Here is a 19,826-nt window from a genome sequence, read left to right on the forward strand (position 1 = left end):
ACCCACCCGTGCCTCGGTGGAACGTTAGTCAGACTCTCGTCTCCTACCGTTTGATAGACGACCTGACCGTCCCGTTTCTTCCGAACCTTCTCTCATGCGTACCTCCCCGAGTGAACGGTCCGTCGGGACCCCGCTCGGACCGCTGTCGCTTCCGGTGCGAGTCGCGACGCCGGCGCGAACCGGTCAGTACAACTCGTCCAGTTCGTCGGCGGTGTGGCCGTGCTCCTCGGCCGGGAACTCGCCCGACTCGACCGCCTCGCGGTACCCGGAGACGGCGTCGAGCATCTCGCCTCTGAGGTCCCCGAACTGCTTCGAGAACGGCGGCGACCGCTCGGAGAGTCCGAGCACGTCGTCGACGACGAGCACCTGCCCGTCGCAGTCGCCGCCCGCGCCGATACCGATGGTGGGAATCGAGAGCGCGTCGGTCACCTGCGCGGCCAGGTTGGCGGGGACGTGTTCGAGGACGAGGGCGAAGGCGCCGGCGTCCTCGTGTCTGCGGGCCAAATCGAGAATTTCGTGGGCGTCGTCTCGCGTCGTCCCCTGCCGGCCGTAGCCGGTCTCCTTCATCCGTTGGGGAGTCAGACCGAGGTGGGCCATCACGGGGACGCCGAGTTCCACGAGTCGCTCCGTGAGTTCGACCGTGTGGGGACCGGACTCCAACTTCACCGCGTCCGCGCCCGCCTCCTTCACCATCCGCCCGCAGTTCCGGACGCTCTCGGCGTCGTCGACGCCGAACGAGAGGAATGGCATGTCGGCGACGACGAGGGCGTCCGCCGCGCCGCGCGCGACGGCCCCCGTCCGCGACGCTATCTCGTCGACGGTGACCGGGAGCGTCGAGTCGTAGCCGAGGTCGGTGTTGCCGACGCTGTCGCCGACGAGGAGCACGTCGATACCCGCGTCGTTCGCCACTCGGGCGGTCGTCGCGTCGTAGGCGGTCAGCATCGTGATCGGCGTCGAACCCGCCATCTCGCGCACGTCGCGTACCGTCGTCATGCTCTATGGGACTCCGCTTCGCGTGTTAAGCGTCCCGCTGTCGGTTCCTTCTGCAGGACGGTTATGTATCCTTAGAGTGACAGAAACGTCATGTCCCCGCTCGCGCGGACGACGGACCGCGGCGTCTCCCCCGTCCTCGGCGGGACGCTGATGGTCGTCGTCTCCCACGAGGCGGGGAGCGTCGCCGACGGTTCCGAGGTGTTCGTCCGCGACGACGCCGGCAACGAAATCGTCTGGGAGGCAGTCCGGACGGGCGAGTCGAGTATCTCGCCCGGCGGCTATAGTAAGCGTCTGCAACTGTCTACTCAGCCGACCGCGCGCTGTCGTGCGGTCGAACGAGTGATGACGTGCAGACGCTACTGTACGTTCACGTCGACGGCGGGGGCAGCGACGCGGCCCTGCGACCAATCTGCGAGGCGGGTCAGCGCTACTTCGTCGTCGTCACGCGCGCCGACGGGTCGACGCTCCGGATGATAGAGATTCTGCGCGAACCGACCTCGAAGTCCGACGACTGCTGAGGCGCGGAAACCGGCACGCATTACTCGCTCGCCCCGCACGGATACACCGTGTCACGCGTCGAACGGACGAACCCCGAAGGAGTCGACTACGGGTGGGTGATGCAGACGACGTTCGTCGTCACTATCCTCACGGGGTCGCCCACCGTCGCCGCCCTCTCCGTCGCCTACGACCTCCCGACGTGGGCCGCGCGCGTCTCCTTCGCCGTCCGGGTCGGCGCGGTCATCTGGATTATCACCGCCGTCGCCGTCTTCCTCTACGCGAAGCGGACGGACGCCGGGGACGGCGGCACCCCACCCGAGGCGGCGGTCGATACGGACGACTGAGTCGACCCGCGCGACGCCACTAATCGCCGGCGGGCGACGACGCGCCCGGAAGGTCTTTGGTCCGACTCCGTGACCTGCGGGTATGATAGACGACACGATAGAGGAAATCAGGGAGATGCAGACGCACAGTTCCTCGGTCGTCGCCATCAAGGCCGCGCGCGCGCTGATGGACCTCCTCGACCGCGACCACGCGACGGTCGAGGAGTACGAACGCGACCTCGAACGCAACGTCGGCGCGCTAAAGCGTGCGAATCCCTCACACGCGTCGCTGTACAACGCGATGCAGGAGATACTCGACCAGGTGAAGGGGGAGGGGTCGTCGGTCGAGGAGGCGAAGACGCTGACCGAGGAGAGCATCGAACGCGTCGTCGACGACGTGGAACAGGGGAAATCGCGCGCCGCCGCCCACGCCGCCGACACGTTCGCTGACGGCGAGACGTTCCTCACGCACGACTACTCCTCGACGGTGCTTGACGCCGTCAAGGGCGCCGCGTCGGCCGGGACGCACCTCACCGCCTACGTGACGGAGGCCCGCCCGCGCTACCTCGGTCGGAAGTCGGCGCGGACGCTCGCGGACATCGACCGGGTGGAACCGCACCTGTTGGTCGACGGCGCGGCGGGCATCTTCCTCGAAGAGTGCGACCGGGTCGTCGTCGGGATGGACTGCATCGTCGGCGACACCCTGTACAACCGCGTCGGCACGTTTCCCATCGCCGCCACCGCCAACGAACTCGACGTTCCCGTCACCGTCGTCGGGTCGGGCGCGAAGGTGGTCGAGAGCGGCTTCGTCTTCGAGAACGAGATTCGCTCCCCGGCGGAGGTGTCGCTGGAACCCGTCGAGAACGTGTACGTCGAGAATCCCGCCTACGACGCCACGCCGATGACGCTCGTCGACCAGGTCATCACCGACGACGGCGTCCTTCACTTCGAGGTCTGATCGCGTTCTCGGGAGTGATAGGCGGGACCGAGGGTTATTTCTCCGGGGCGGCGTCGAGAGCGTATGTCTATCGCAGCGTTGGTCGAGCGCCTCCGAGCGGAACTCCGCGGGGACCTGCGGTGCTGCGTGGAGTACGCGGACGCGGAGGTGCACCCGCATTATCTCCGGTCGGACGTGGACCCCGCGACGGCGCGCGAGCACGCGCACCTCCTCCGGCGGTTCTACATCGGACAGGAGTCCATCCGGCGGCACGAGACGCTTCCCAGCGCACCGGGCGGGCACCGGGGGTCGGTGCACTACTTCGAGGAACTCGTCGCGTTCATGATTCCGGTGTCGGCCGGGGTCACCGTCGGCGTCTTCCTGGACGGCGACTCGACGGCGCTGCCGGAACCGCAACTCTCGCGGTGGGCGAAGGAGTGGTCCGCGGCGGCGGCCGACGAGGCCCGCTGAGCGGTCGCCGACGCTCGCTACCCCCGGTTCAGGGTTCGACCCACTGACCGCTCTCGTCGGAGCGTTCGACGGCGTTGAGGATTCGCTGGACCTCGTAGCCGTCCTCGAAGGAGGGGCGGAACTCCTCGCCGTCGCGCACGGCCGAGAGGAACTCGTAGTTCTCGTGGACGAACGTGTGCTCCCAGCCGAGGACGTGCCCCGGCGGCCACCAGTGTTCGACGTAGGGGTCCGACCCGTCCGTCACCAGAATCGTCTCGTAGCCCCGCCCGTCAGCGCGCTTGTACTCCAACTCGTTCAGCCGTTCCAAGGAGAACTTCAGGCTGCCGTCCGTGCCGTGGATCTGAATCGTGTGGTCGTTCTTGTGCCCGTCGGCGACGCGGGACGCCTCGAAGGTGCCCGTCGCGCCGTTCTCGTACTCCGCCTGCGCCGTGTAGGCGTCGTCGACGGTGACCTCCCGCGTCTCCTCTTCGCCCTCGACGGGTCGTTCGTCGACGAACGTCTTCAGGTGCCCGGAGACGCGCGCTATCTCGCCCGCGGCGTCGCCGGCGAGGAACCGCGCGAGGTCGACCGTGTGCGCGCCCAAATCGCCCAGCGCGCCGCTTCCGGCCAGTTCCTTCGAGTTGCGCCACGACCACGGCGCCTCGGGGTCGACGAGCCAATCCTGCAGGTAGCTCCCGCGAACCTGTCGAATATCGCCGAGTTCGCCGTCGTCGATGAGCCCCTTCGCGTACTGGATGGCGGGGACGAAGCGGTAGTTGAACGCGTTGCCCGCGGGAACGTCCGCGTCCGCGGCGGCGTCGCGCATCTCCTCGGCGGTGTCGAGGGTGGGCGCGAGCGGTTTCTCGCAGAAGACGGGCGTGCCGGCTTCGAGGGCGGCGATGGAGGGTTCGGCGTGGACGTGGTTGGGACCGAGGTTGTAGAAGGCGTCCACCTCGTCTATCACGTCCGCCCACTCGGTCGAGGTGTGCTCGAAGCCGAGTTCGTCGGCCGCCTCGGCGAGGGCCTCCTCGTCGCGGCCGACGAGGGTGTGCCGATTTATCTCCGGGGCGTCCGGGAAGAACATCGGCAGTCGCGCCAATGCGTTCGAGTGGGCTTTGCCCATGAAACGGTAGCCGAGGATTCCGATGTCGAGCGCCATGCCCCCGCTTCACGCGGTGGCGGCTTAGCGTTTCATATCTGTCGAGTTCCCCGGGAGCGTCTCCCGCGGGAACCTCACTCCGCCCAGTACGCCTCGCCCGGTTGCGTGTCGAACACGGCACGGTCGAGGATGTCGACGGCCTTCTCCAGTCCCTCGTTCGAGGAGGTCAGCGAGTCCTCGTGTTCGATGGACAACGCGCCCTCGTAACCGACCATGCGGAGCGTCGACACCACGTCCTTCCAGTGGCTCTCGCCGTGGCCGTAGCCGATGGAGCGGAACAGCCACGAGCGGTTCGACTCGTCGGTGTAGTCGGTGGTGTCGAGGACGCCCTTCAGCCGCGAGTTCCACGAGTACACCTTCGTGTCCTTCGCGTGGAAGTGGTGGATGGCGTCCTTCTCGCCGAGGAAGCGGATGGCGTGGCAGATATCGATATCCTGCCAGTAGAGGTGCGAGGGGTCGAAGTTCGCGCCGATGCGCTCGTTCGTCGCCTCGCGCAGTTGCATCATGCCCGACGGCTCGTAGACGAGCATGTTCGGGTGCATCTCGATGGCGACGTCGACGCCGTGGTCGTCGGCGAACTCCGCGAGGTCCGACCAGTAGTCGACGGCGACCTCCCACTGGTAGTCGCGGGCGTCGGCGTGCTCGGTCGGCCACGGCGCCGTAATCCAGTTCGGCACCTCGTCGTTCGGGCCGCCGGCGGGGAGGCCGGAGAAGCAGGTGACGGTGTTCACATCCAAGGCGTCCGCGAGTTCGATGGCCTCGCGCAGTTCCGTGTCGGCCTCGTCGGCCTCCTCCTCGTCGGGGTGCAGCGGGTTGTTGTGCGTCGCCAGCGCGCTTATCTGCATGTCGTGTTCGTCCGCGAGGTCGAGGAGTTCCTCTCGCTTCCCCTCGTCGTCGAGGGCCGCGCGCCGGTCGAGGTGGTCGTCGCCGGGGAAGCCCCCGACTCCGAGTTCGACGCCGTCGACGCCGATGTCGTCGAGGTACGAGAGCGCGTCCGGGAGCGATTCGCCGCCGAGCGGAACCGTGAGTACGCCGATGTACATACGCTGACCAACATGGGGCGTTCGATTAAAGGTTGAGGATGGGGAGAGTGAGGCGCCGGCGGCACGCACAGCCTTTTGTTCCCTGGGCCCGGAGTGGGAATTATGCCGACGTATATTGCGCACGTCGACGTCGACGGGATGGAGTACCAGAACCCGCAGGAGTTCGTGTCCATCTGGGGCTCGATCCGCGAAGACGTCCAGCAGGCCGGCGGCGAGATTCTCGACACGCACGCCGTCCTCGGCCCCTACGACTTCGACGTTCGCTTCCGCGTCGACGACGACGACGAGGCGTTCCGTGTGACGCAACTCATCGAACGCCACGGCCTCGACACCGAGACGTATCAGGCGCTGCCGGTCGACCGTCTCGGCGAAATCGTCGACGACGTGTAGACTACCGTCGGAACAGGTCGGAGAACTTCTCGCGGATGCTCGCCTTCTCGCCGAGACGGAGGTAGTAGGCGTCGCCGCCGTCCTCGTAGTAGCTCGTTATCTCCCGTTTGACCTCGAACCCGATGTTCTCGTAGAACGCCAACGCGCCCTCGTTCGTCGTCCGGGCGTGACAGGAGACCGACCGGTGGTCGTGGGCGACTTCGGCGACCAGTCGCTCGCCGTAGCCCTGCCCGCGCGCCTCGGGCGCGATGGCGAGAAAGAGGATGTAGCCGTCGCGGCGCGTCGAGGCGAAACCGATGAGCGTCTCGTCCTCGAAGTACAGATGCGTCGTCGCCCGGCGATAGGCGTCGATGAAGAAGCCGCGTCGCTGCTTCAGCACGCCCTCGGACCGCCGGATGCGCTCTTTCAGCTCCCACGCCTGTTCGGCGTGTTCCGCGGACCCCGGTTGATCCACCCGTTTCTCCACGTTGACGCTCACGCCACCCGATAGAATGGTCTCGAATATAACTCCTCCGTCGAACCAAACGCTGTCGGTGCCGTGACGCCCGACGACCCCGCGGTCCGGACGACGCCCGCCCGCCGACCGAAAGCGAGAGGGTGACGGGGACGAGGAACGGGAGCATGAGCTTCGAACTCCGCGACCACACCGCCGACGTGGCCGTCGCCGCGTCCGCACCGTCGCTGTCGGGCCTGTTCGCCGCCGTCGCCGACGGCCTCGCCGCGGCCGGATGCGAGGAGATTCCGGACGCGGGCGGGGAGCGGTTTCCCGTCGAGGTGCGCGCCGAGGGCGTCGAGGCCCTCCTGTTCGATTACCTCGACCAACTGGTCTACGAACGCGACGTGCGGGCCGTCCTCCCTGTCGACAACGAGGCCGAGGTGAGAGACGAAGGGACGGAGTGGGCGCTCTCGGGGTCCGCGCGCGGCGTCCCCCTCGGGGACGTGGACGCGCGCGAGGTGAAGGCGGTGACGTACTCGGAGATGCGCGTCGCGGAGACGGCCGACGGCTGGGAGGCGTACGTCGTCTTCGACGTGTAGTTCGCCCGTCGAACTCCGAGTCCGAACGGTATCGACCGTGACGAACCGGTCGTATTCTCCCCTTCGGGGAATCATCCGATGGGGATATACTCGTCGAGGCGAACGTTCGGACATGAATCAGGGACGGGTCGGGGCCAGAATCGGTTCGCTCGCGTCGGTCGTTCTGGTGCTTCTCGCCACCGCGGGACGAGCGAGCGCGCACGTGAAGTACGTCACGACGGAGAGCGGCGCGGGCGACGCCGTCGAGTTCCTCGTCTCGGCGCTGTCGGACCCGTTCGCGCTCGCCGTCCTCGGCGCCGGCGGCGTCGCCGTCCTCGCCGCTGTCGTCCTCTATCTGCGGGTCCGACCCGCCCGCCGCGACGTGACGGTGTTCCGGGAGACGATGGCCGGCTACGACGACCTGTTGCCGTGGCTGCTCCGCCTGAGCGTCGGCCTCCCGCTGGTCGGTGCGGGCTTCGCGGGCTACTTCTTCAGCCCCGTCGTCCACACCGCCGCGCCGACGTTCACCCGCCTGTTCGGCATCGGCGTCGGCTTCCTCCTCCTGTTCGGGTTCGGGACGCGACTCGTCGCCGCCGCCGGCCTCCTCGCCTACCTCGTCGGGTTGGCCTTCGAACCCGCGCTGTTTCTCGCCGTCGAGTACGTCCCCGGCTTCCTCGCCATCGTCCTCCTCGGCGGCGGGCGGCCGAGCGCCGACCACCTCGTCTCGCGCCTCGCCGCCGCGGACACGGCGTACTCGCGCGTCGACCCCTTCTATCGCGCCGTCGCGGTGCCGTTCGTCCGCCGCACCCGAGGGTACGGCTCGCTCGTCCCCGTCGTCCTCCGCGTCGGCCTCGGAATCTCGTTCGTCTACCTCGGCGTCGTCCAGAAGCTCCTGAACCCCGGCGAGGCGCTGGCCGTCGTCGCCAAGTACCACCTCACCGCCGTCGTCCCCGTCGCGCCCGAACTCTGGGTCGTCGGCGCTGGTCTCACGGAGGCGCTCGTCGGCCTCGCCCTCCTCGCGGGCGCGTTCACCCGCGCGGCCGCCGCCGTGTCGTTCCTCCTGTTCACGACGACGCTGTTCGGCCTGCCGGACGACCCGGTGTTGGCGCACATCTCGCTGTTCGGCCTCGTCTCGGCGCTCCTCGTCACCGGCGCCGGTCCGCTTTCGGTCGACGCGTCCCTCCGCGACGGGGAGGACGCCGAACGCGACGGCCGCGACGCCGCGGCGACGGCCGACTGACGGACGCGAACGTCGGGAGGCGGAGAGCCGACGGCGCCGCCCGCGGACGGAATCCTATTCACCCGCCCCGTCGAATCCACGGGTATGACCGACGACGACGTGAAGCAGTTCGGCGATATCCGCCTCGAACGCGTCCGCGAGCACGTCTGGGAGATGCCGCGCGAGGGGGAGATGCGGGTCCCCGCGCGCGTCCTCGCCAGCGAGCAACTGCTCGAGCAGATTCGACAGGACAAGACGCTCGAACAGCTCCGGAACGCCACGCACCTGCCGGGGATGACGAAGCACGCCATCTGCATGCCCGACGGACACCAGGGGTACGGCTTCCCCGTCGGCGGCGTCGGCGCGACGGACGCCGAGGAGGGGTGTATCTCCCCCGGAAGTGTCGGATATGATATAAATTGTGGCGTGAGAATGATGAAGACGAACCTCACGTACGAGGAGTTGGAGGGCAAAGAGGAGGAACTCGTCGACGCCCTGTTCGCCAACGTCCCCTCGGGCCTCGGCGGCGGCGGCATCGTGCAGGGCGACGTGGACGCCGTCGAAGGGGTGTTGTCCCGGGGGGTGGACTGGGCGCTGGAACACGGCCACGCCGTCGAAGCGGACTTGGCGCACTGCGAGGACGAGGGCCGCCGACCCGACGCCGACCCGGACGCCGTCTCGCAGAAGGCCAAGGACAGGGGGAAGAACCAACTCGGCAGTCTCGGGTCGGGCAACCACTTCCTCGAAGTCCAGCGCGTGACGGACGTCTACCGCGACGACGTGGCGGCCGAGTTCGGCCTCGAGGCGGACCAGATAGTCGTGCTCATCCACTGCGGGTCGCGGGGGTTGGGTCACCAGGTCTGTTCGGACTATCTCAGGCGAATCGAAAAGGAGCACGGCGACCTGCTGGATTCGCTCCCGGACAAGGAACTGGCCGCCGCGCCCGCCGGGTCGCGGTTGGCCGAGGAGTACTACGGCGCGATGTGCGCCGCCATCAACTTCGCGTGGGTGAATCGCCAACTCATCATGCACCGGACGCGCCGGGTGTTCGAGCGGGTGTTCGGCCGCGACTGGGAGGCGATGGAGATGGACCTGCTGTACGACGTGGCGCACAACATCGCCAAGAAGGAGGTCCACGACGTTGACGGCGAGGAACGGGAACTGTACGTTCACCGGAAGGGGGCGACGCGGGCGTTTCCCGCCGGGCGACCGGAACTCCCGTCGACGTACCGCGACGTGGGACAACCGGTCATCATCCCGGGCAGCATGGGCGCCGGGAGCTACGTCCTCCGCGGCGGCGAGCGTTCCTTGGACCTCACGTTCGGGTCGACGGCGCACGGTGCGGGCCGGACGATGAGTCGGACGCAGGCGAAACAGGAGTACTGGGGCGAGACGGTGCGGGACGAACTCCGCGACCAGCAGAAGATATACGTGAAGGCGCAGTCGGGCGCCACCGTCGCCGAGGAGGCGCCGGGCGTCTACAAAGACGTGGACGAGGTGGTCCGCGTCTCCGACGAACTCGGCATCGGCGACAAGGTGGCCCGGACGTTCCCGGTGTGTAACATCAAAGGCTGAGGTCGGTCGCGGGAACACGACTTACGCGCGAGTCGCGCTCTCCGGGGCGTCGACGCGGTCCTCGCGGCGCTTGTAGAAGTAGTACGCGAGGGCCGCGAGACCGACGAACGCGGCGGCGACGCCCTCCTGCGGGACGCCGCCCGCGAGGAGCGTCGTCGTCACGTCGGCGAGGCCGAGGGCGCCGACGAGGAGGCCGCCGCCGAGAATCCACGCGCGGCTATCGTTTCTGAGCTGTTGGTACTCGCCCGCTTCGATGAGCGCCATCTCCTTTTCGTGTTCGAGGCGGGAGAGGTAGAAGACGAGTCCGAGGGCGCCGAGGGCGAACACGGCGAACGGGAGGAAGAACGCCGCGTCACCGAGCAGGAATTGGATGGGTGTAATCGTCATCGCCGCTCTCAGACGCGCGCCGAGAAAATATACTCCCCGTGAGCGGTGTTCGCTCCTCGCGCCCGCGAGACCGGTCTAAAATCGGAGCGGACGCGAGGAACCGAGACGCCGTCGCTCCGCAGTCCGGACTCGGTCAGGCGTCCGATTCTTTGACCGACTGACCGCAGGAGAGGCACTTGAGAACCTTGTAGGAACCGCGGTCGAACGCGTCGTTTCCGTCCCAACCTCGAACGTCCCCTCGACTCTCCGTTCTCCGTATCGACACCGTCACCTTGTGTTCGCGCTCTCCGCCGCAGCGAGAACACGCCCTCACCACCGTCTCCGCGACTTCGGGGACCCCCCGGTCCTGTTGTCCTATCATGGGTTACTCAGATTTTTTGCTTTCGACTACATATCACTTCCCGAGGATTCGGGCGAATGTAATTTATCCAAGAAAACTCACTCGTGAGGAGGTCGGTCACTCCGATTCGGGCCCGCGACCGTTCGGTCCGTCGAAACGAGGCGCGGCGGCGGCGTTACGGGCCGATGTCGACGTACTCGGACTCGGGAACTGGCTCGACCTCCCGGCCGTCCTCGAAGCGGACGAACGAGAGGTAGAACTCGCGGCCGCAGGGCGACGACAGCGCCGGTTCGTCGACGTCGTTCGCCTCGCTCACCTCTCCCGTCCAGCGCAGGCCGTCGGGCCCGCTCTCGCCGCAGACGAAGTGGACGCCGTCCGCGTCGTCGGACAGCGTCCGACTGCCCGCCGAGGCTTCCTCGACGGTGTTCTCGAACGCCTCCGCCGGGTCGACGTACTCCCACCCGACGAGCGGATACGGCGTGACCGACTTATCGGCGAGGTAGCCGTCGCGTTCGAGTTCGACGACGGCGCCGCAGTGCGGGCAGTAGTAGCTGACCGGATAGCTCATCGTCGGGAGTTGGTGCGTGACCGACTTAACGCCCGCGTCGGCGGCGGTCGGCGGTCGTCCGTCTCCCGGCACCGTCCTCATCGGGCGGCGTTCGGCGGTCAGACGTCCGACGGTCCGCCGTCGGCGTAGCGGAACGCGACGTTCGCCCGCTCGGCGGTCACCTCGTCGCGCCGCGAGTCGCCGACGAACACGGCGTCCGCGGGGTCCACCTCCATCCGGCGGAGCGTCTCCAGGAGGGGTTCGGGGTCGGGTTTCCGCGTCGCCACGGTGTCGCGGCCGACGACGGCGTCGACGCCCGCCGTGAGGTCGTGGGTGTCGAGGGCGAGACGACAGGCGTCCTCGCAGTTGAGCGAACAGACGCCCTCCGACGCGAACGAGCCCACCTCGTCGGCGGACGCGAGTCGTGTCGAACGCCGCGCCCCCTCGCGTTCGTGACTGGCGACGACAGCCTCCACGTCGTCCCGCATCCCGTGTTCGTCCGCCAGGTCGAGCATCGCCCACAGGTCCATCCCGCCGGCGTCGATGCCCGCCGCGCGGAACGTCTCATCGGCCTCCGCGGCGACGGCGTTCCAGTCCACGTCGAGGTGGACGAGCGTTCCGTCGAGGTCCCACACGACCGCGTCGTACTCCGTCGAGAGCCCGCGCGGTCCGTCTTCGTTCGGCACGCCCGGAGTGTCGGCCCCCGCGCGAAAGACCGCTTCGGTCGGACTTTTCAGTGTGGGACCCCGATATGGGGTATGACCGAACTCGCCGGTCACCACGAACGGACCGCGTCCGACCGTCTCGACGCTCAGCGGCCGCGTTGTTGCCGAGGCGGACGCCGCCCGGCGAGTTCGACTTCCCGGACCCGACCGACGAACTGGGCGGCGCCGACCGACGCGGGACGCCGTCCCGCGGCCGACCGACGAGCGGGGAACCATGTCTCGGCGTAGCGAACGCGGGAGCGAGCGACCGCGCGGACGCGAAGATGAACGCGGACGTGGGCGTCGACTGCTCGGCCGCCTCCGCGACGCCGTCGGCCGCGTCCGGGAGGACGTGGCGGCGATTCAGGAACGCGACCCCGCCGCGGGCGGGACGCTCGACGTGCTCCTCTTTTACCCCGGCATGACGGCGGTGTGGACCCACCGGGTCGCACACGCCCTCTGGCGGCGGGACCGTCGCTTCGCCGCCCGCCTCCTGTCGCACTCGGCCCGCCTGCTCACGGCCGTCGAGATACACCCCGGCGCGGAACTCGGTCGCCGCGTCACCATCGACCACGGCGCGGGCGTCGTCGTCGGCGAGACGGCTGACGTCGGCGACGACGTGCACTTCTACCACGGCGTGACGCTCGGCGCGAACCAACCGCACGCGGGGAAGCGACATCCGACCGTCGAGTCGGACGTCGTCCTCGGCGCGGGCGCGACGCTCGTCGGCGCCATCACCGTCGGCGCGGGGGCGTCCATCGGCGCCAGCGCAGTCGTCAGCAAGGACGTGCCGCCGGGGGCGACGATGGTCGGCAACCCCGCGCGGCGCGTCGACGAGGCGGACGAACCCAACGAGGCGGACGGAGCGAGCTCGGACGCCGCGGACGAGCGAGGCTCATCGACCGACGGACCGCTGGAGAACGGCGAATGCGCCGACGAGGCGGTGAGCGAGGGACACGCGGACGGTGGCACGGAACCGAATCCGGACGACGACGCGGCTCGCGAGGCCGACTGCGGCGAGGGGGAGGGGTCCGGCGCGGACGCCACCCACTCCCGACGTCCCTGCTGAGTGGCTGAGCGGCGTCGTCCACGACGCGCCCCGCGACGACCGGCCGCGGTCGGAAAGCGAGGCCTTCAGTCGAGGACGCCGCGCGCGATGATGTTCTTCTGTATCTCGCTGGTGCCCTCGTAGATGGTCGTTATCTTCGAGTCGCGGTACATCCGCTCGACGTCGAAATCCGTCGTGTAGCCGTAGCCGCCGTGAATCTGGACCGCCTCGTTCGTCACGTCGACGGCCGCCTCGCTGGCGAAGTACTTCGCCATCGCGGCCGCGGTGCGCGGGTCCTCGCCCGCGTCGTCCTGTCTGGCCGCCTCGCGGACCATCAGGCGCGCGGCGTGCACCTGCGTCGCCATCTCGGAGAACTTGTGGCGGACGGTCTGGATGTCCGAGATGGGGCCACCGAACTGCTCGCGGTCGCCCGCGTACTCCTTCGCCTCGTCGAACGCCGACTGCGCGAGGCCGACGGCCTGCGCGGCGATGCCGACGCGCCCGCCGGTGAGGATGTGGAACGCCGCCGAGAGCCCCTGTCCCTCCTCGGTAAGTCGGTTCTCCGCGGGGATTCGCACGTCGTCGAACAGCAGCGCCGTCGTGTCCGACGCGCGGAGGCCGAGTTTGTGCTCTTTTTTGCCCACCTCGATACCCGCGTCTTTGGGCACGAGAAACTGCGTGACGGACCCGGAGTCGTCGCGGTCGGTCTTGGCGAAGAGGACGCACACCTCCCCCCGTTCGCCGTTCGTTATCCACTGCTTCTTCCCGTTTATCACGTACTCGTCGCCCTCTCGTCGCGCGACGGTGGACATCTCCGCGGGGTTCGACCCGGCGTCGGGTTCCGACAGCGCGAACATCCCGACGGGACGGCCGTCGACCATCTCCGGCAGCCACGTCTCTCGCTGTTCCTCGCTCCCGAACTCGGCGATGCAGGAGGTTGCGAGACAGTGGACCGACAGCGCCGTCGCCACCGCGAGTTGACCGTAGGCCACCTCCTCGTTGACGAGGGCGTACGTCGCCCGGTCGGCGTCGAACCCGCCGTACTCCTCGGGGACGGTCAGTCCGGTCAGATCGAGGTCCGCGAGGCCGTCCCACACTTCCTCGGGGAACTCCTCCGTCTCGTCGGCCTCCCGCGCCGTCGGCCGAATCTCCTCGACCGCGAATTCCCGAACCACGTCTCGAATCGCTCGCTGCTCGTCGGTGAGCGCCGAGTCGACGTCTGCGATAGTCATATCTCCCGCTTCGGTCTATGATGGAAAAAGGTGAGCGAATCGCTGCGGCGGGACGGAGGTGCCCACCGTAAGCGCCGAAACAAATTAGACGTCTGACATCAAATCCCGGACCGTGCTCGCAACCGTCCTCCTCCGGACCGCCGCTTACGCCTCCGAACTCTGGTGTCTCCTCTGTCCGCTCTGGACGTGACCGCCCGCTGAGTCGTCTGTCCGCGGCGTCGGTCAGACCTCTCTCAGGAACGTCGTCACGTCCACCGGGTCGGCGTCGAGGCCGCCGCCCTGCGCGAACGGCGGGCCACCGCCCCCGCCGCCGCCGAACTCGTCGGTCACCTCGTCGACCACGTCGCCGGCGTGGACGCCGCTCTCATCGCCGGCGGCGACGACGACGTACGGACTCTCGCCGGCGCCGACGACGGCGACCACGTCCGCGCCGTCGCCCTCGCCCGCGGCCGACTTCGCCGCCTCGCCCGCGCGGTTGGCGTCGAAGCCGTCGAGGACCCCGACGCGCCACGTCGCCTCCTCCTTCGTGACCGTCTCGAACCCCGCGATTCGGCCCCCGAGCAGTTCCGATTCGAGGTCGCGGACCTTCCCCTCCAACTCGTCTCTGTCCGCGCGGAGCGACTTCGCCGCCTCGCCGACGTCCTCGACGCCGGTTTCGAGTTCGCGGGCGGCGTCGAGGGCCGCGCGGTGGATCGCCGCGCGCCGGTCGATGCCCGCCGCGCCGACGGCGAACTCCACTCGGGTGAGTCCCTCCCCGGGATTCGAGCGTCCGAGGACGGTGACCTGCCCTATATCGGCGGTGTTCGCGACGTGCGTGCCGCCGCAGGCGGCCACGTCCCAGCCGTCGACGGTGACGATGCGAATCGTGTCGGCGTCGTCCATCACGCCCTCTTCGGTCTTCGTGTTGAACGCCACGTCCTCCCTGTCGAGGGCCTCCTCGGTCGGCACCTCCTCCCACGAGACGCCGCGGGAGTCCCACACCGCGCGGTTGACGAGGCGTTCGAGTTCGACTAACGTCTCGTCGTCGATGTCGGTGGCGGTGGCGAAGTCGACGCGCACCTTCTCGGGGGAGATGTCGAACCCGCCGTAGCCGAGGTCCGAGAGCACCTGCCGGCCGGCGCCGTAGAGGACGTGACTCGCGGTGTGGGCGCGCATGCAGTACGTCCGGAAGTCGTCGTCGACGACGCCGGTCACCCGGTCGCCCTCGGTGAACTCGGGGGTCGATTCGAGCGTGTGGACCACGGCGTCAGCGCCCGTCTGCACGTCGTCGACGGTGACCCCGCCGAGCGTCCCTCTGTCGGCCGGTTGGCCGCCGCTCTCGGCGTAGAAGTACGTCCGATCGAGCGTCACCTCGCGGCCGTCGACGCCCGTCACCTCGGCTTCGAACTCGCGAATCGTCGGCTCTGCGGGAGCACGCGTCAGCATTGGTTACGGATGCGCCGCCGGCCGACAAAAGTGGTGTCGTCGCGTCAATCGAGGGACTACTCGTCGACGAGCGTCACGCCCAGTCGCTCTTCGAGGGCGCGGATCAGCGACCCGCCGACGTCCGCGCGGGTGGCCCGCCCCTGTTCGACGGCGTCGATGTCGGACTCCTCGGCGTCGAGTTCCGCCGCGAGTTCCTCGACGCTCAGGCCGGCCTCCTGCCGGGCGTCCGCCACCACGTCGCCGTAGTCCGAGACGAGGTAGGGGAGTCGGTCTTTCTCGTAGTTCGTCCCCTTCTCCCAGTGCTTCGAGTCGCCCTGCGCCTGGTCGTACATCTTCGCCTGTCGCTGGGCGGCGCGTTTCTTCCGGTTCGGCTTCCCGTCCGAGGACGAAGAGGAGGAGGACCCGCCGGACGACCCGCCGCCCCGGTGCTGAGAGTCGTCGTGCGGCGCGCAGTCCGAACAGACCAGCAGGTCGGCACCGGCGACGTTGGCGCGGCGGAGTTTCGACGTCGAACGACCGCAGAGTTCGCAGCTATCGCCGTCGTTCCCGCCTCCCCCGCCTCCGGTGGAGTACTTCGGCATACACCCACGTACCCGCTCTACCCTTTTAAAATGGCGGACGGCTGGGTCGGATGCTATCGCGGCGGACCGAGAGACGTTTCTGGAGAGTTAGCGTCGGAAGGATTGTGCGTGGGTGATGTCCCGGAAGGGAATCACCTGCATCGTTGTGGAGGCTCGTTAGAACCTCCCGTGCGATGCGTGGGACCGGATTTGAACCGGCGGACTCCTACGAGACAGCGCCCTCAACGCTGCGCCGTTGGCCTGGCTTGGCTACCCACGCTCGCTGTGTCGTGTTGCACTCCTTCGTTGTTCGGGGTAATTTAAATGAGTTTCCTTTCGGCGTCCACGTGTCGGGCGTTCGCAGTCGTCACGCGGTCGGTACGGTTTTGCCCGCCGAGGCTCCCCGTTCGGGTATGGAACTCCGCGCTCGAAATCACGTCCCCGCGGCGACGGCGGCGTTGAGCGCCGTCTCGTTAGCGCTCGTATTCGGGACCGTGCTCGGCTACGTCCCCGAGTCGTCGCTCCCCCCGGCCTCCGAACGCACGCTGGCCGCCATCCCCCACCTGAACGCGGTGCTCAGCACGACGGCCATCGGGACCATCCTCCTCGGCGTGCGAGCCATCCGCCGCGGCGACGTGAGCCGGCACCGGACGCTGATGCTCACGACGCTGGCGCTGTTCGCCGCCTTCCTCGTCTGCTATCTCTACCGCATCGCCCTCGCGGGGACCGCCGAGTTCCCCGGTCCGGCCGCGGTGTACCGGTTCGTCTACCTCCCGACGCTGGCCGTCCACATCCTCCTGGCCATCGTCTGCATCCCCTTGGTCAACTACGCCGTCCTCCTCGCCGTCACGCGGCCCGTCAGCGAGATATACCAGACGCGCCACCGGACGGTGGGCCGAATCGCGGCGTCGCTGTGGCTCGTCTCGTTCGCCCTCGGAGACGTGGTGTACGCGATGCTGTACGTGGTTTACTGATCGACGAACCGACACGACCGGCGACTGGCGGGGCGGCGCGTCGGGTCGGAAGAATGGACTGCAGACGGAAGCGACCGGAGGTCGGACGCCTACAGCAGGTTCTGGATGACGTTCTTGATGCTCGAACCCTTCTGTATCTTCTCGAGCGACCGCAGCGTGTCCTTCTCCTCGTCGAGGTTCGCTTCGAGCGGGTCCTTCACGTCACCCTCGAAGTCTATCTCGTTGGCGAGCGTGATGAGCGATTGGTATGCCGTTATCTCCACACGCTCGGTCTTGATGCCCGCCGTGAGGTTGAACGGCGTCTTGAGGTCGTCCGAGCCGACCTCCCGCTTGAACTCCTCGTGGTCGCGAAGCAGGCCGTCGAGGGCGCCGCTCTCGGCCTCCTCCGGCGTCTCGCCGATCTCCCGGAACACTCGTTCGAGGCGTTCCACCTGCTGTCGCGTCTCGTCGCGGTGGGACGAGAAGCCCTTCGCGAGTTTCTCGTCCGGCGTCTCGGCAGCGAGTTCCTCCAGCACGTCGACGAGTCGGTTCTCCACGTAGTACATCTGCTTCAGTTCGTGCACGAACAGGTCGCGGGGCGTCTTGAGGACCATTGCAGTACGAGCGTGTCGCGCGACGTGGATAAACGGCACCGGCCGCGAAGGTGACTGTCGGTCCCAGTCTAGTATAGAGACGAAACCGTCGCCGCACCACGACCTCTCCTCGAGCGGAGACGAAGGCGGGTTCGAGCGGGCGAGAACCGGCTCTATCGAGTCAGTCGTCCGCGGGCGTGGGTTCGCCCTCGGAGATGGCGGGCCGGGAGACGTCGCGGTCCGTCGCCTCGCTGTCGACGTCGTAGGGGTACTCGCCGGTGACGCAGCCGAGACAGAGGTCCATCCGCGATTCGCCGAGCACCTCGCTGATGGCGTCGATGGAGAGATACGAGAGGCTGTCCGCGCCGATATCGGCGCGTATTTCCTCCGTCGTCTTCTCGGAGGCGATGAGTTCCTCGCGCGTCGCCATGTCGATGCCCATGTAGCAGGGGGCGACGATGGGCGGCGCGCCGATGCGGACGTGCACCTCCTCGGCGCCGGCGTCGCGGACGAGTTGGACGAGTTGTCGGGAGGTGGTGCCGCGGACGATGCTGTCGTCGATGACGGTCACGGATTTCCCCTCGATGGTGCTCTTTATCGGGTTGAGCTTCAGGCGGACGGCGCGTTCGCGTTCGTCCTGCGTCGGCATGATGAACGTCCGTCCGACGTAGCGGTTCTTCATCAGGCCCTCGGCGAACTCGACGCTGTCTTCCCCTTCGCGCGGGTCGCCCTCGGGCGTCGTCTCGTTGGCCGCCTCGGCGTACCCCGAGGCGAACGCGCGGCCGGAGTCGGGCACGGGCATCACCACGTCGGACTCGACGCCGGACTCCTCCCAGAGCTTCCGGCCCAGCCCCCGGCGGGCCTCGTAGACGAGGGTGTCGTCGATGACGGAGTCGGGACGGGCGAAGTAGACGTGCTCGAAGAAGCAGTGGGCGGTGTTCTCCCGCTCGACGAGTTGGTAGGTGTCGTAGCCGGAGCCGTCGGCTTCGAGGACGACGAGTTCGCCCGGTCGCACGTCGCGGACGAGTTCCCCGTCGAGGGTGTCGATGGCCGCGGACTCGCTGGCGAGGACGTAGCCGTCCTCGAGTTCGCCGATGCAGAGCGGGCGGTTGCCCTCCGGGTCCCGGACGCCCAACACCGTCTCGTCGTGCATGATGGTGAGCGAGTAGGACCCGTGGATACGCGTCATCGTGTGCTTGACGGCGCGGACGAGGTCCTCCTCCAGAAGATTCCGGGCGAGTTCGTGAGCGATGACCTCCGTGTCGCCCGTCGAGGTGAACGCGTGGCCGAGGTCCTCCAGTTCCTCGCGTATCTCCCCGGCGTTCACGAGGTTGCCGTTGTGCGCGAGGCCGAGCGACCCCGACTTGAACGACACCGAGAACGGCTGGGCGCAACAGGAGTTGACGCCGCCCGAGGTGGGGTAGCGGACGTGCCCGATGCCCGCGTTCCCCGCCAGCGAGTCGAGGTCACCCTCGCCGAACGCGTCCCCGACCAGGCCCATCTCGACGTGGCTGTGCTGTTGGAACCCGTCGTGGGTGACGATGCCCGCGGACTCCTGGCCGCGGTGCTGGAGCGCGTACAGGGAGTAGTACAGGGGCCGCGCCGCCGCGCGGTCCGAGAGTGCGACGCCGACGACGCCGCATTTCTCGGTGGGGCCCGAGTAGTCGGCGGCGGTCGGTTGCTGTCGGTCCGCGTCGCGTCCGGGTGTGGGGATCTGAGCGTCCCGCCCGTCTGACATACACGAGAGTCCGGAGCCGAAGCGTAAAAAACCCGTCCTTGTGCCCTCTTTCCCGTTTCTAAGTCCGGATATATCCACAATCGTGCATTATCCGGCGCGGGCGGGCGAATCGAGGGGTCGCTCTACGGGTCGGGGGAGAGCGCGAACGCGGGAGACGGACGCGCCGCTTGGTGACCGGTTCGACGAGTCGGGATAGTGCGGTCGCTCGGAAGAAGAAAGCGCGAAGAGACGAGAGAAGAGGTCCGAGAGGAGAGCGCCTCAGTTTCCGTTGTCGCCCGACTTCGACTGCCAGTCGTAGCCGCGGCGTTTGGCGGACTTACCGAACCCGCACGAGGAGCACTGCTTTTTCTTCACGTGGTAGGACTTCTCTCCGCAGCGACGGCACTTCACGTGCGTCGTCTTGTTCTTCTTTCCTTGGCTCGGGGTTCCTGCTCCCGTCATGCTTTGATCGTGACGACGTTATCGCCGCGTATAATGGTTGTGTCTTCCACCGGCGTCACCTCTATCTCGCCGAGGATGGCCTCCTCCTCGTCGGCCGGCGCCTCGAGGACAACGTTCATGTGCTGGTCGTAGCCCGCCAGAGTTCCGTGGTAAGAGCTACCATCTTTCAGGTTGACGGTTACGGTCTCTTCCAGCGAAGCCTCGAGTACGTCGAGGGGTCGTCCGCTCATGGCAACAACGCATCGGGTTTCGGTATT

The 19,826-nt window shown here is 67.9% G+C and carries 24 protein-coding genes, 1 tRNA gene and 1 pseudogene; 10 read left to right on the plus strand and 16 right to left on the minus strand.

Going from position 1 to position 19,826, the window contains the following annotated elements; all coding sequences use genetic code 11:
- Positions 1 to 183 precede the first annotated feature (183 nt).
- Complete coding sequence (gene panB / locus C474_RS00665; protein ID WP_008382961.1) at positions 184 to 993, minus strand: 3-methyl-2-oxobutanoate hydroxymethyltransferase; 810 nt, start codon at positions 991 to 993, stop codon at positions 184 to 186.
- A 90-nt stretch (positions 994 to 1,083) separates the two neighbouring features.
- Here panB and C474_RS21145 point away from each other — a divergent pair, with 90 nt between their 5' ends.
- The 4 genes from C474_RS21145 (at position 1,084) to C474_RS00680 (ending at position 3,222) form a co-directional block, all read left to right on the plus strand.
- Positions 1,084 to 1,467 carry a hypothetical protein gene (locus C474_RS21145; protein WP_239640356.1) on the plus strand — a complete coding sequence of 128 codons (384 nt, stop codon included), beginning with the start codon at positions 1,084 to 1,086 and terminating at the stop codon, positions 1,465 to 1,467.
- Positions 1,468 to 1,559: 92 nt separating this feature from the next.
- Positions 1,560 to 1,835: a DUF5822 domain-containing protein gene (locus C474_RS00670; protein WP_008382965.1), complete on the plus strand. Its 276-nt coding sequence runs from the start codon at positions 1,560 to 1,562 to the stop codon at positions 1,833 to 1,835.
- Positions 1,836 to 1,917: 82 nt separating this feature from the next.
- Positions 1,918 to 2,772 (plus strand): translation initiation factor eIF-2B, encoded by an 855-nt coding sequence (locus C474_RS00675; protein WP_008382967.1) that lies wholly within the window; start codon positions 1,918 to 1,920, stop codon positions 2,770 to 2,772.
- A 63-nt stretch (positions 2,773 to 2,835) separates the two neighbouring features.
- A complete protein-coding gene (locus tag C474_RS00680; protein WP_008382969.1) occupies positions 2,836 to 3,222 on the plus strand; it encodes a hypothetical protein in 387 nt (128 codons plus the stop codon).
- A gap of 28 nt (positions 3,223 to 3,250) precedes the next feature.
- Here C474_RS00680 and C474_RS00685 read toward each other — a convergent pair whose 3' ends face one another.
- Positions 3,251 to 4,360, minus strand: coding sequence for a Gfo/Idh/MocA family protein (locus C474_RS00685; RefSeq protein ID WP_008382972.1), 1,110 nt, complete (start codon positions 4,358 to 4,360; stop codon positions 3,251 to 3,253).
- Between the two features lie 74 nt (positions 4,361 to 4,434).
- Positions 4,435 to 5,403, minus strand: coding sequence for a sugar phosphate isomerase/epimerase family protein (locus C474_RS00690; protein WP_008382974.1), 969 nt, complete (start codon positions 5,401 to 5,403; stop codon positions 4,435 to 4,437).
- 102 nt (positions 5,404 to 5,505) lie between these two features.
- Here C474_RS00690 and C474_RS00695 point away from each other — a divergent pair, with 102 nt between their 5' ends.
- Positions 5,506 to 5,793, plus strand: coding sequence for a GYD domain-containing protein (locus C474_RS00695; RefSeq protein ID WP_008382976.1), 288 nt, complete (start codon positions 5,506 to 5,508; stop codon positions 5,791 to 5,793).
- Between the two features lies 1 nt (position 5,794).
- Here the strand turns inward: C474_RS00695 and C474_RS00700 are convergent, their stop codons facing one another.
- Positions 5,795 to 6,271: a GNAT family N-acetyltransferase gene (locus tag C474_RS00700; protein WP_008382978.1), complete on the minus strand. Its 477-nt coding sequence runs from the start codon at positions 6,269 to 6,271 to the stop codon at positions 5,795 to 5,797.
- 143 nt (positions 6,272 to 6,414) lie between these two features.
- Between C474_RS00700 and C474_RS00705 the strand changes: the two genes are divergently transcribed.
- The 3 genes from C474_RS00705 (at position 6,415) to C474_RS00715 (ending at position 9,601) form a co-directional block, all read left to right on the plus strand.
- A complete protein-coding gene (locus C474_RS00705) occupies positions 6,415 to 6,828 on the plus strand; it encodes an archease (RefSeq protein WP_008382980.1) in 414 nt (137 codons plus the stop codon).
- Positions 6,829 to 6,940: 112 nt separating this feature from the next.
- Positions 6,941 to 8,047 (plus strand): DoxX family membrane protein, encoded by a 1,107-nt coding sequence (locus tag C474_RS00710; RefSeq protein ID WP_008382983.1) that lies wholly within the window; start codon positions 6,941 to 6,943, stop codon positions 8,045 to 8,047.
- 84 nt (positions 8,048 to 8,131) lie between these two features.
- Positions 8,132 to 9,601 carry an RtcB family protein gene (locus tag C474_RS00715; RefSeq protein WP_008382985.1) on the plus strand — a complete coding sequence of 490 codons (1,470 nt, stop codon included), beginning with the start codon at positions 8,132 to 8,134 and terminating at the stop codon, positions 9,599 to 9,601.
- Positions 9,602 to 9,622: 21 nt separating this feature from the next.
- Here C474_RS00715 and C474_RS00720 read toward each other — a convergent pair whose 3' ends face one another.
- The 4 genes from C474_RS00720 to C474_RS00735 all read right to left on the minus strand — a co-directional run bounded on the left by C474_RS00720 (position 9,623) and on the right by C474_RS00735 (position 11,561).
- On the minus strand, positions 9,623 to 9,982 hold the full coding sequence (locus tag C474_RS00720) for a hypothetical protein (RefSeq protein WP_193363637.1): 360 nt from the start codon (positions 9,980 to 9,982) through the stop codon (positions 9,623 to 9,625).
- 139 nt (positions 9,983 to 10,121) lie between these two features.
- Positions 10,122 to 10,349 carry a DUF7835 family putative zinc beta-ribbon protein gene (locus C474_RS00725; protein ID WP_008382989.1) on the minus strand — a complete coding sequence of 76 codons (228 nt, stop codon included), beginning with the start codon at positions 10,347 to 10,349 and terminating at the stop codon, positions 10,122 to 10,124.
- A gap of 154 nt (positions 10,350 to 10,503) precedes the next feature.
- Positions 10,504 to 10,896, minus strand: a complete 393-nt coding sequence (locus C474_RS00730; RefSeq protein WP_049916631.1) for a hypothetical protein — start codon at positions 10,894 to 10,896, stop codon at positions 10,504 to 10,506.
- A 98-nt stretch (positions 10,897 to 10,994) separates the two neighbouring features.
- On the minus strand, positions 10,995 to 11,561 hold the full coding sequence (locus tag C474_RS00735; protein WP_008382993.1) for an HAD family hydrolase: 567 nt from the start codon (positions 11,559 to 11,561) through the stop codon (positions 10,995 to 10,997).
- 325 nt (positions 11,562 to 11,886) lie between these two features.
- Between C474_RS00735 and cysE the strand changes: the two are divergent.
- Positions 11,887 to 12,414: pseudogene (gene cysE / locus C474_RS23465) on the plus strand (serine O-acetyltransferase); the annotation flags it as partial.
- A gap of 299 nt (positions 12,415 to 12,713) precedes the next feature.
- Here cysE and C474_RS00750 read toward each other — a convergent pair.
- From C474_RS00750 to C474_RS00765, 4 genes are all read right to left on the minus strand, one after another.
- Positions 12,714 to 13,859 (minus strand): acyl-CoA dehydrogenase family protein, encoded by a 1,146-nt coding sequence (locus C474_RS00750; protein ID WP_008382998.1) that lies wholly within the window; start codon positions 13,857 to 13,859, stop codon positions 12,714 to 12,716.
- 222 nt (positions 13,860 to 14,081) lie between these two features.
- Positions 14,082 to 15,284 (minus strand): alanyl-tRNA editing protein, encoded by a 1,203-nt coding sequence (locus tag C474_RS00755; protein ID WP_008383000.1) that lies wholly within the window; start codon positions 15,282 to 15,284, stop codon positions 14,082 to 14,084.
- A gap of 56 nt (positions 15,285 to 15,340) precedes the next feature.
- Complete coding sequence (locus tag C474_RS00760) at positions 15,341 to 15,865, minus strand: helix-turn-helix domain-containing protein (protein WP_008383001.1); 525 nt, start codon at positions 15,863 to 15,865, stop codon at positions 15,341 to 15,343.
- Between the two features lie 174 nt (positions 15,866 to 16,039).
- Positions 16,040 to 16,124 (minus strand) — tRNA-Leu (locus C474_RS00765).
- Between the two features lie 133 nt (positions 16,125 to 16,257).
- Here C474_RS00765 and C474_RS00770 point away from each other — a divergent pair.
- Positions 16,258 to 16,818 (plus strand): DUF420 domain-containing protein, encoded by a 561-nt coding sequence (locus C474_RS00770; protein WP_008383003.1) that lies wholly within the window; start codon positions 16,258 to 16,260, stop codon positions 16,816 to 16,818.
- 89 nt (positions 16,819 to 16,907) lie between these two features.
- Here C474_RS00770 and C474_RS00775 read toward each other — a convergent pair whose 3' ends face one another.
- From C474_RS00775 to C474_RS00790, 4 genes are all read right to left on the minus strand, one after another.
- A complete protein-coding gene (locus C474_RS00775) occupies positions 16,908 to 17,411 on the minus strand; it encodes a YciE/YciF ferroxidase family protein (RefSeq protein ID WP_008383004.1) in 504 nt (167 codons plus the stop codon).
- Positions 17,412 to 17,571: 160 nt separating this feature from the next.
- Positions 17,572 to 19,128, minus strand: coding sequence for an amidophosphoribosyltransferase (gene purF / locus C474_RS00780; protein WP_008383005.1), 1,557 nt, complete (start codon positions 19,126 to 19,128; stop codon positions 17,572 to 17,574).
- Positions 19,129 to 19,386: 258 nt separating this feature from the next.
- A complete protein-coding gene (locus C474_RS00785) occupies positions 19,387 to 19,569 on the minus strand; it encodes a 50S ribosomal protein L37e (protein WP_008383007.1) in 183 nt (60 codons plus the stop codon).
- A complete protein-coding gene (locus tag C474_RS00790; RefSeq protein WP_008383009.1) occupies positions 19,566 to 19,799 on the minus strand; it encodes an LSM domain-containing protein in 234 nt (77 codons plus the stop codon). The genes C474_RS00785 and C474_RS00790 overlap by 4 nt, the downstream gene beginning before the upstream one ends.
- Positions 19,800 to 19,826 lie beyond the last annotated feature (27 nt).

Source organism: Halogeometricum pallidum JCM 14848 (assembly GCF_000337095.1).
In the GTDB taxonomy this organism is placed as follows: domain Archaea; phylum Halobacteriota; class Halobacteria; order Halobacteriales; family Haloferacaceae; genus Halogeometricum; species Halogeometricum pallidum.

Bases quoted from the DNA above. Each gene is read 5' to 3' on its own strand.
- panB (WP_008382961.1), bottom strand. From the start codon at position 993: ATGACGACGGTACGCGACGTGCGCGAGATGGCGGGTTCGACGCCGATC.
- C474_RS21145 (WP_239640356.1), top strand. From the start codon at position 1,084: ATGTCCCCGCTCGCGCGGACGACGGACCGCGGCGTCTCCCCCGTCCTC.
- C474_RS00675 (WP_008382967.1), top strand. From the start codon at position 1,918: ATGATAGACGACACGATAGAGGAAATCAGGGAGATGCAGACGCACAGT.
- C474_RS00680 (WP_008382969.1), top strand. From the start codon at position 2,836: ATGTCTATCGCAGCGTTGGTCGAGCGCCTCCGAGCGGAACTCCGCGGG.
- C474_RS00685 (WP_008382972.1), bottom strand. From the start codon at position 4,360: ATGGCGCTCGACATCGGAATCCTCGGCTACCGTTTCATGGGCAAAGCC.
- C474_RS00690 (WP_008382974.1), bottom strand. From the start codon at position 5,403: ATGTACATCGGCGTACTCACGGTTCCGCTCGGCGGCGAATCGCTCCCG.
- C474_RS00695 (WP_008382976.1), top strand. From the start codon at position 5,506: ATGCCGACGTATATTGCGCACGTCGACGTCGACGGGATGGAGTACCAG.
- C474_RS00705 (WP_008382980.1), top strand. From the start codon at position 6,415: ATGAGCTTCGAACTCCGCGACCACACCGCCGACGTGGCCGTCGCCGCG.
- C474_RS00710 (WP_008382983.1), top strand. From the start codon at position 6,941: ATGAATCAGGGACGGGTCGGGGCCAGAATCGGTTCGCTCGCGTCGGTC.
- C474_RS00715 (WP_008382985.1), top strand. From the start codon at position 8,132: ATGACCGACGACGACGTGAAGCAGTTCGGCGATATCCGCCTCGAACGC.
- C474_RS00725 (WP_008382989.1), bottom strand. From the start codon at position 10,349: ATGATAGGACAACAGGACCGGGGGGTCCCCGAAGTCGCGGAGACGGTG.
- C474_RS00730 (WP_049916631.1), bottom strand. From the start codon at position 10,896: ATGAGCTATCCGGTCAGCTACTACTGCCCGCACTGCGGCGCCGTCGTC.
- C474_RS00750 (WP_008382998.1), bottom strand. From the start codon at position 13,859: ATGACTATCGCAGACGTCGACTCGGCGCTCACCGACGAGCAGCGAGCG.
- C474_RS00755 (WP_008383000.1), bottom strand. From the start codon at position 15,284: ATGCTGACGCGTGCTCCCGCAGAGCCGACGATTCGCGAGTTCGAAGCC.
- C474_RS00760 (WP_008383001.1), bottom strand. From the start codon at position 15,865: ATGCCGAAGTACTCCACCGGAGGCGGGGGAGGCGGGAACGACGGCGAT.
- C474_RS00770 (WP_008383003.1), top strand. From the start codon at position 16,258: ATGGAACTCCGCGCTCGAAATCACGTCCCCGCGGCGACGGCGGCGTTG.
- C474_RS00775 (WP_008383004.1), bottom strand. From the start codon at position 17,411: ATGGTCCTCAAGACGCCCCGCGACCTGTTCGTGCACGAACTGAAGCAG.
- purF (WP_008383005.1), bottom strand. From the start codon at position 19,128: ATGTCAGACGGGCGGGACGCTCAGATCCCCACACCCGGACGCGACGCG.
- C474_RS00785 (WP_008383007.1), bottom strand. From the start codon at position 19,569: ATGACGGGAGCAGGAACCCCGAGCCAAGGAAAGAAGAACAAGACGACG.
- C474_RS00790 (WP_008383009.1), bottom strand. From the start codon at position 19,799: ATGAGCGGACGACCCCTCGACGTACTCGAGGCTTCGCTGGAAGAGACC.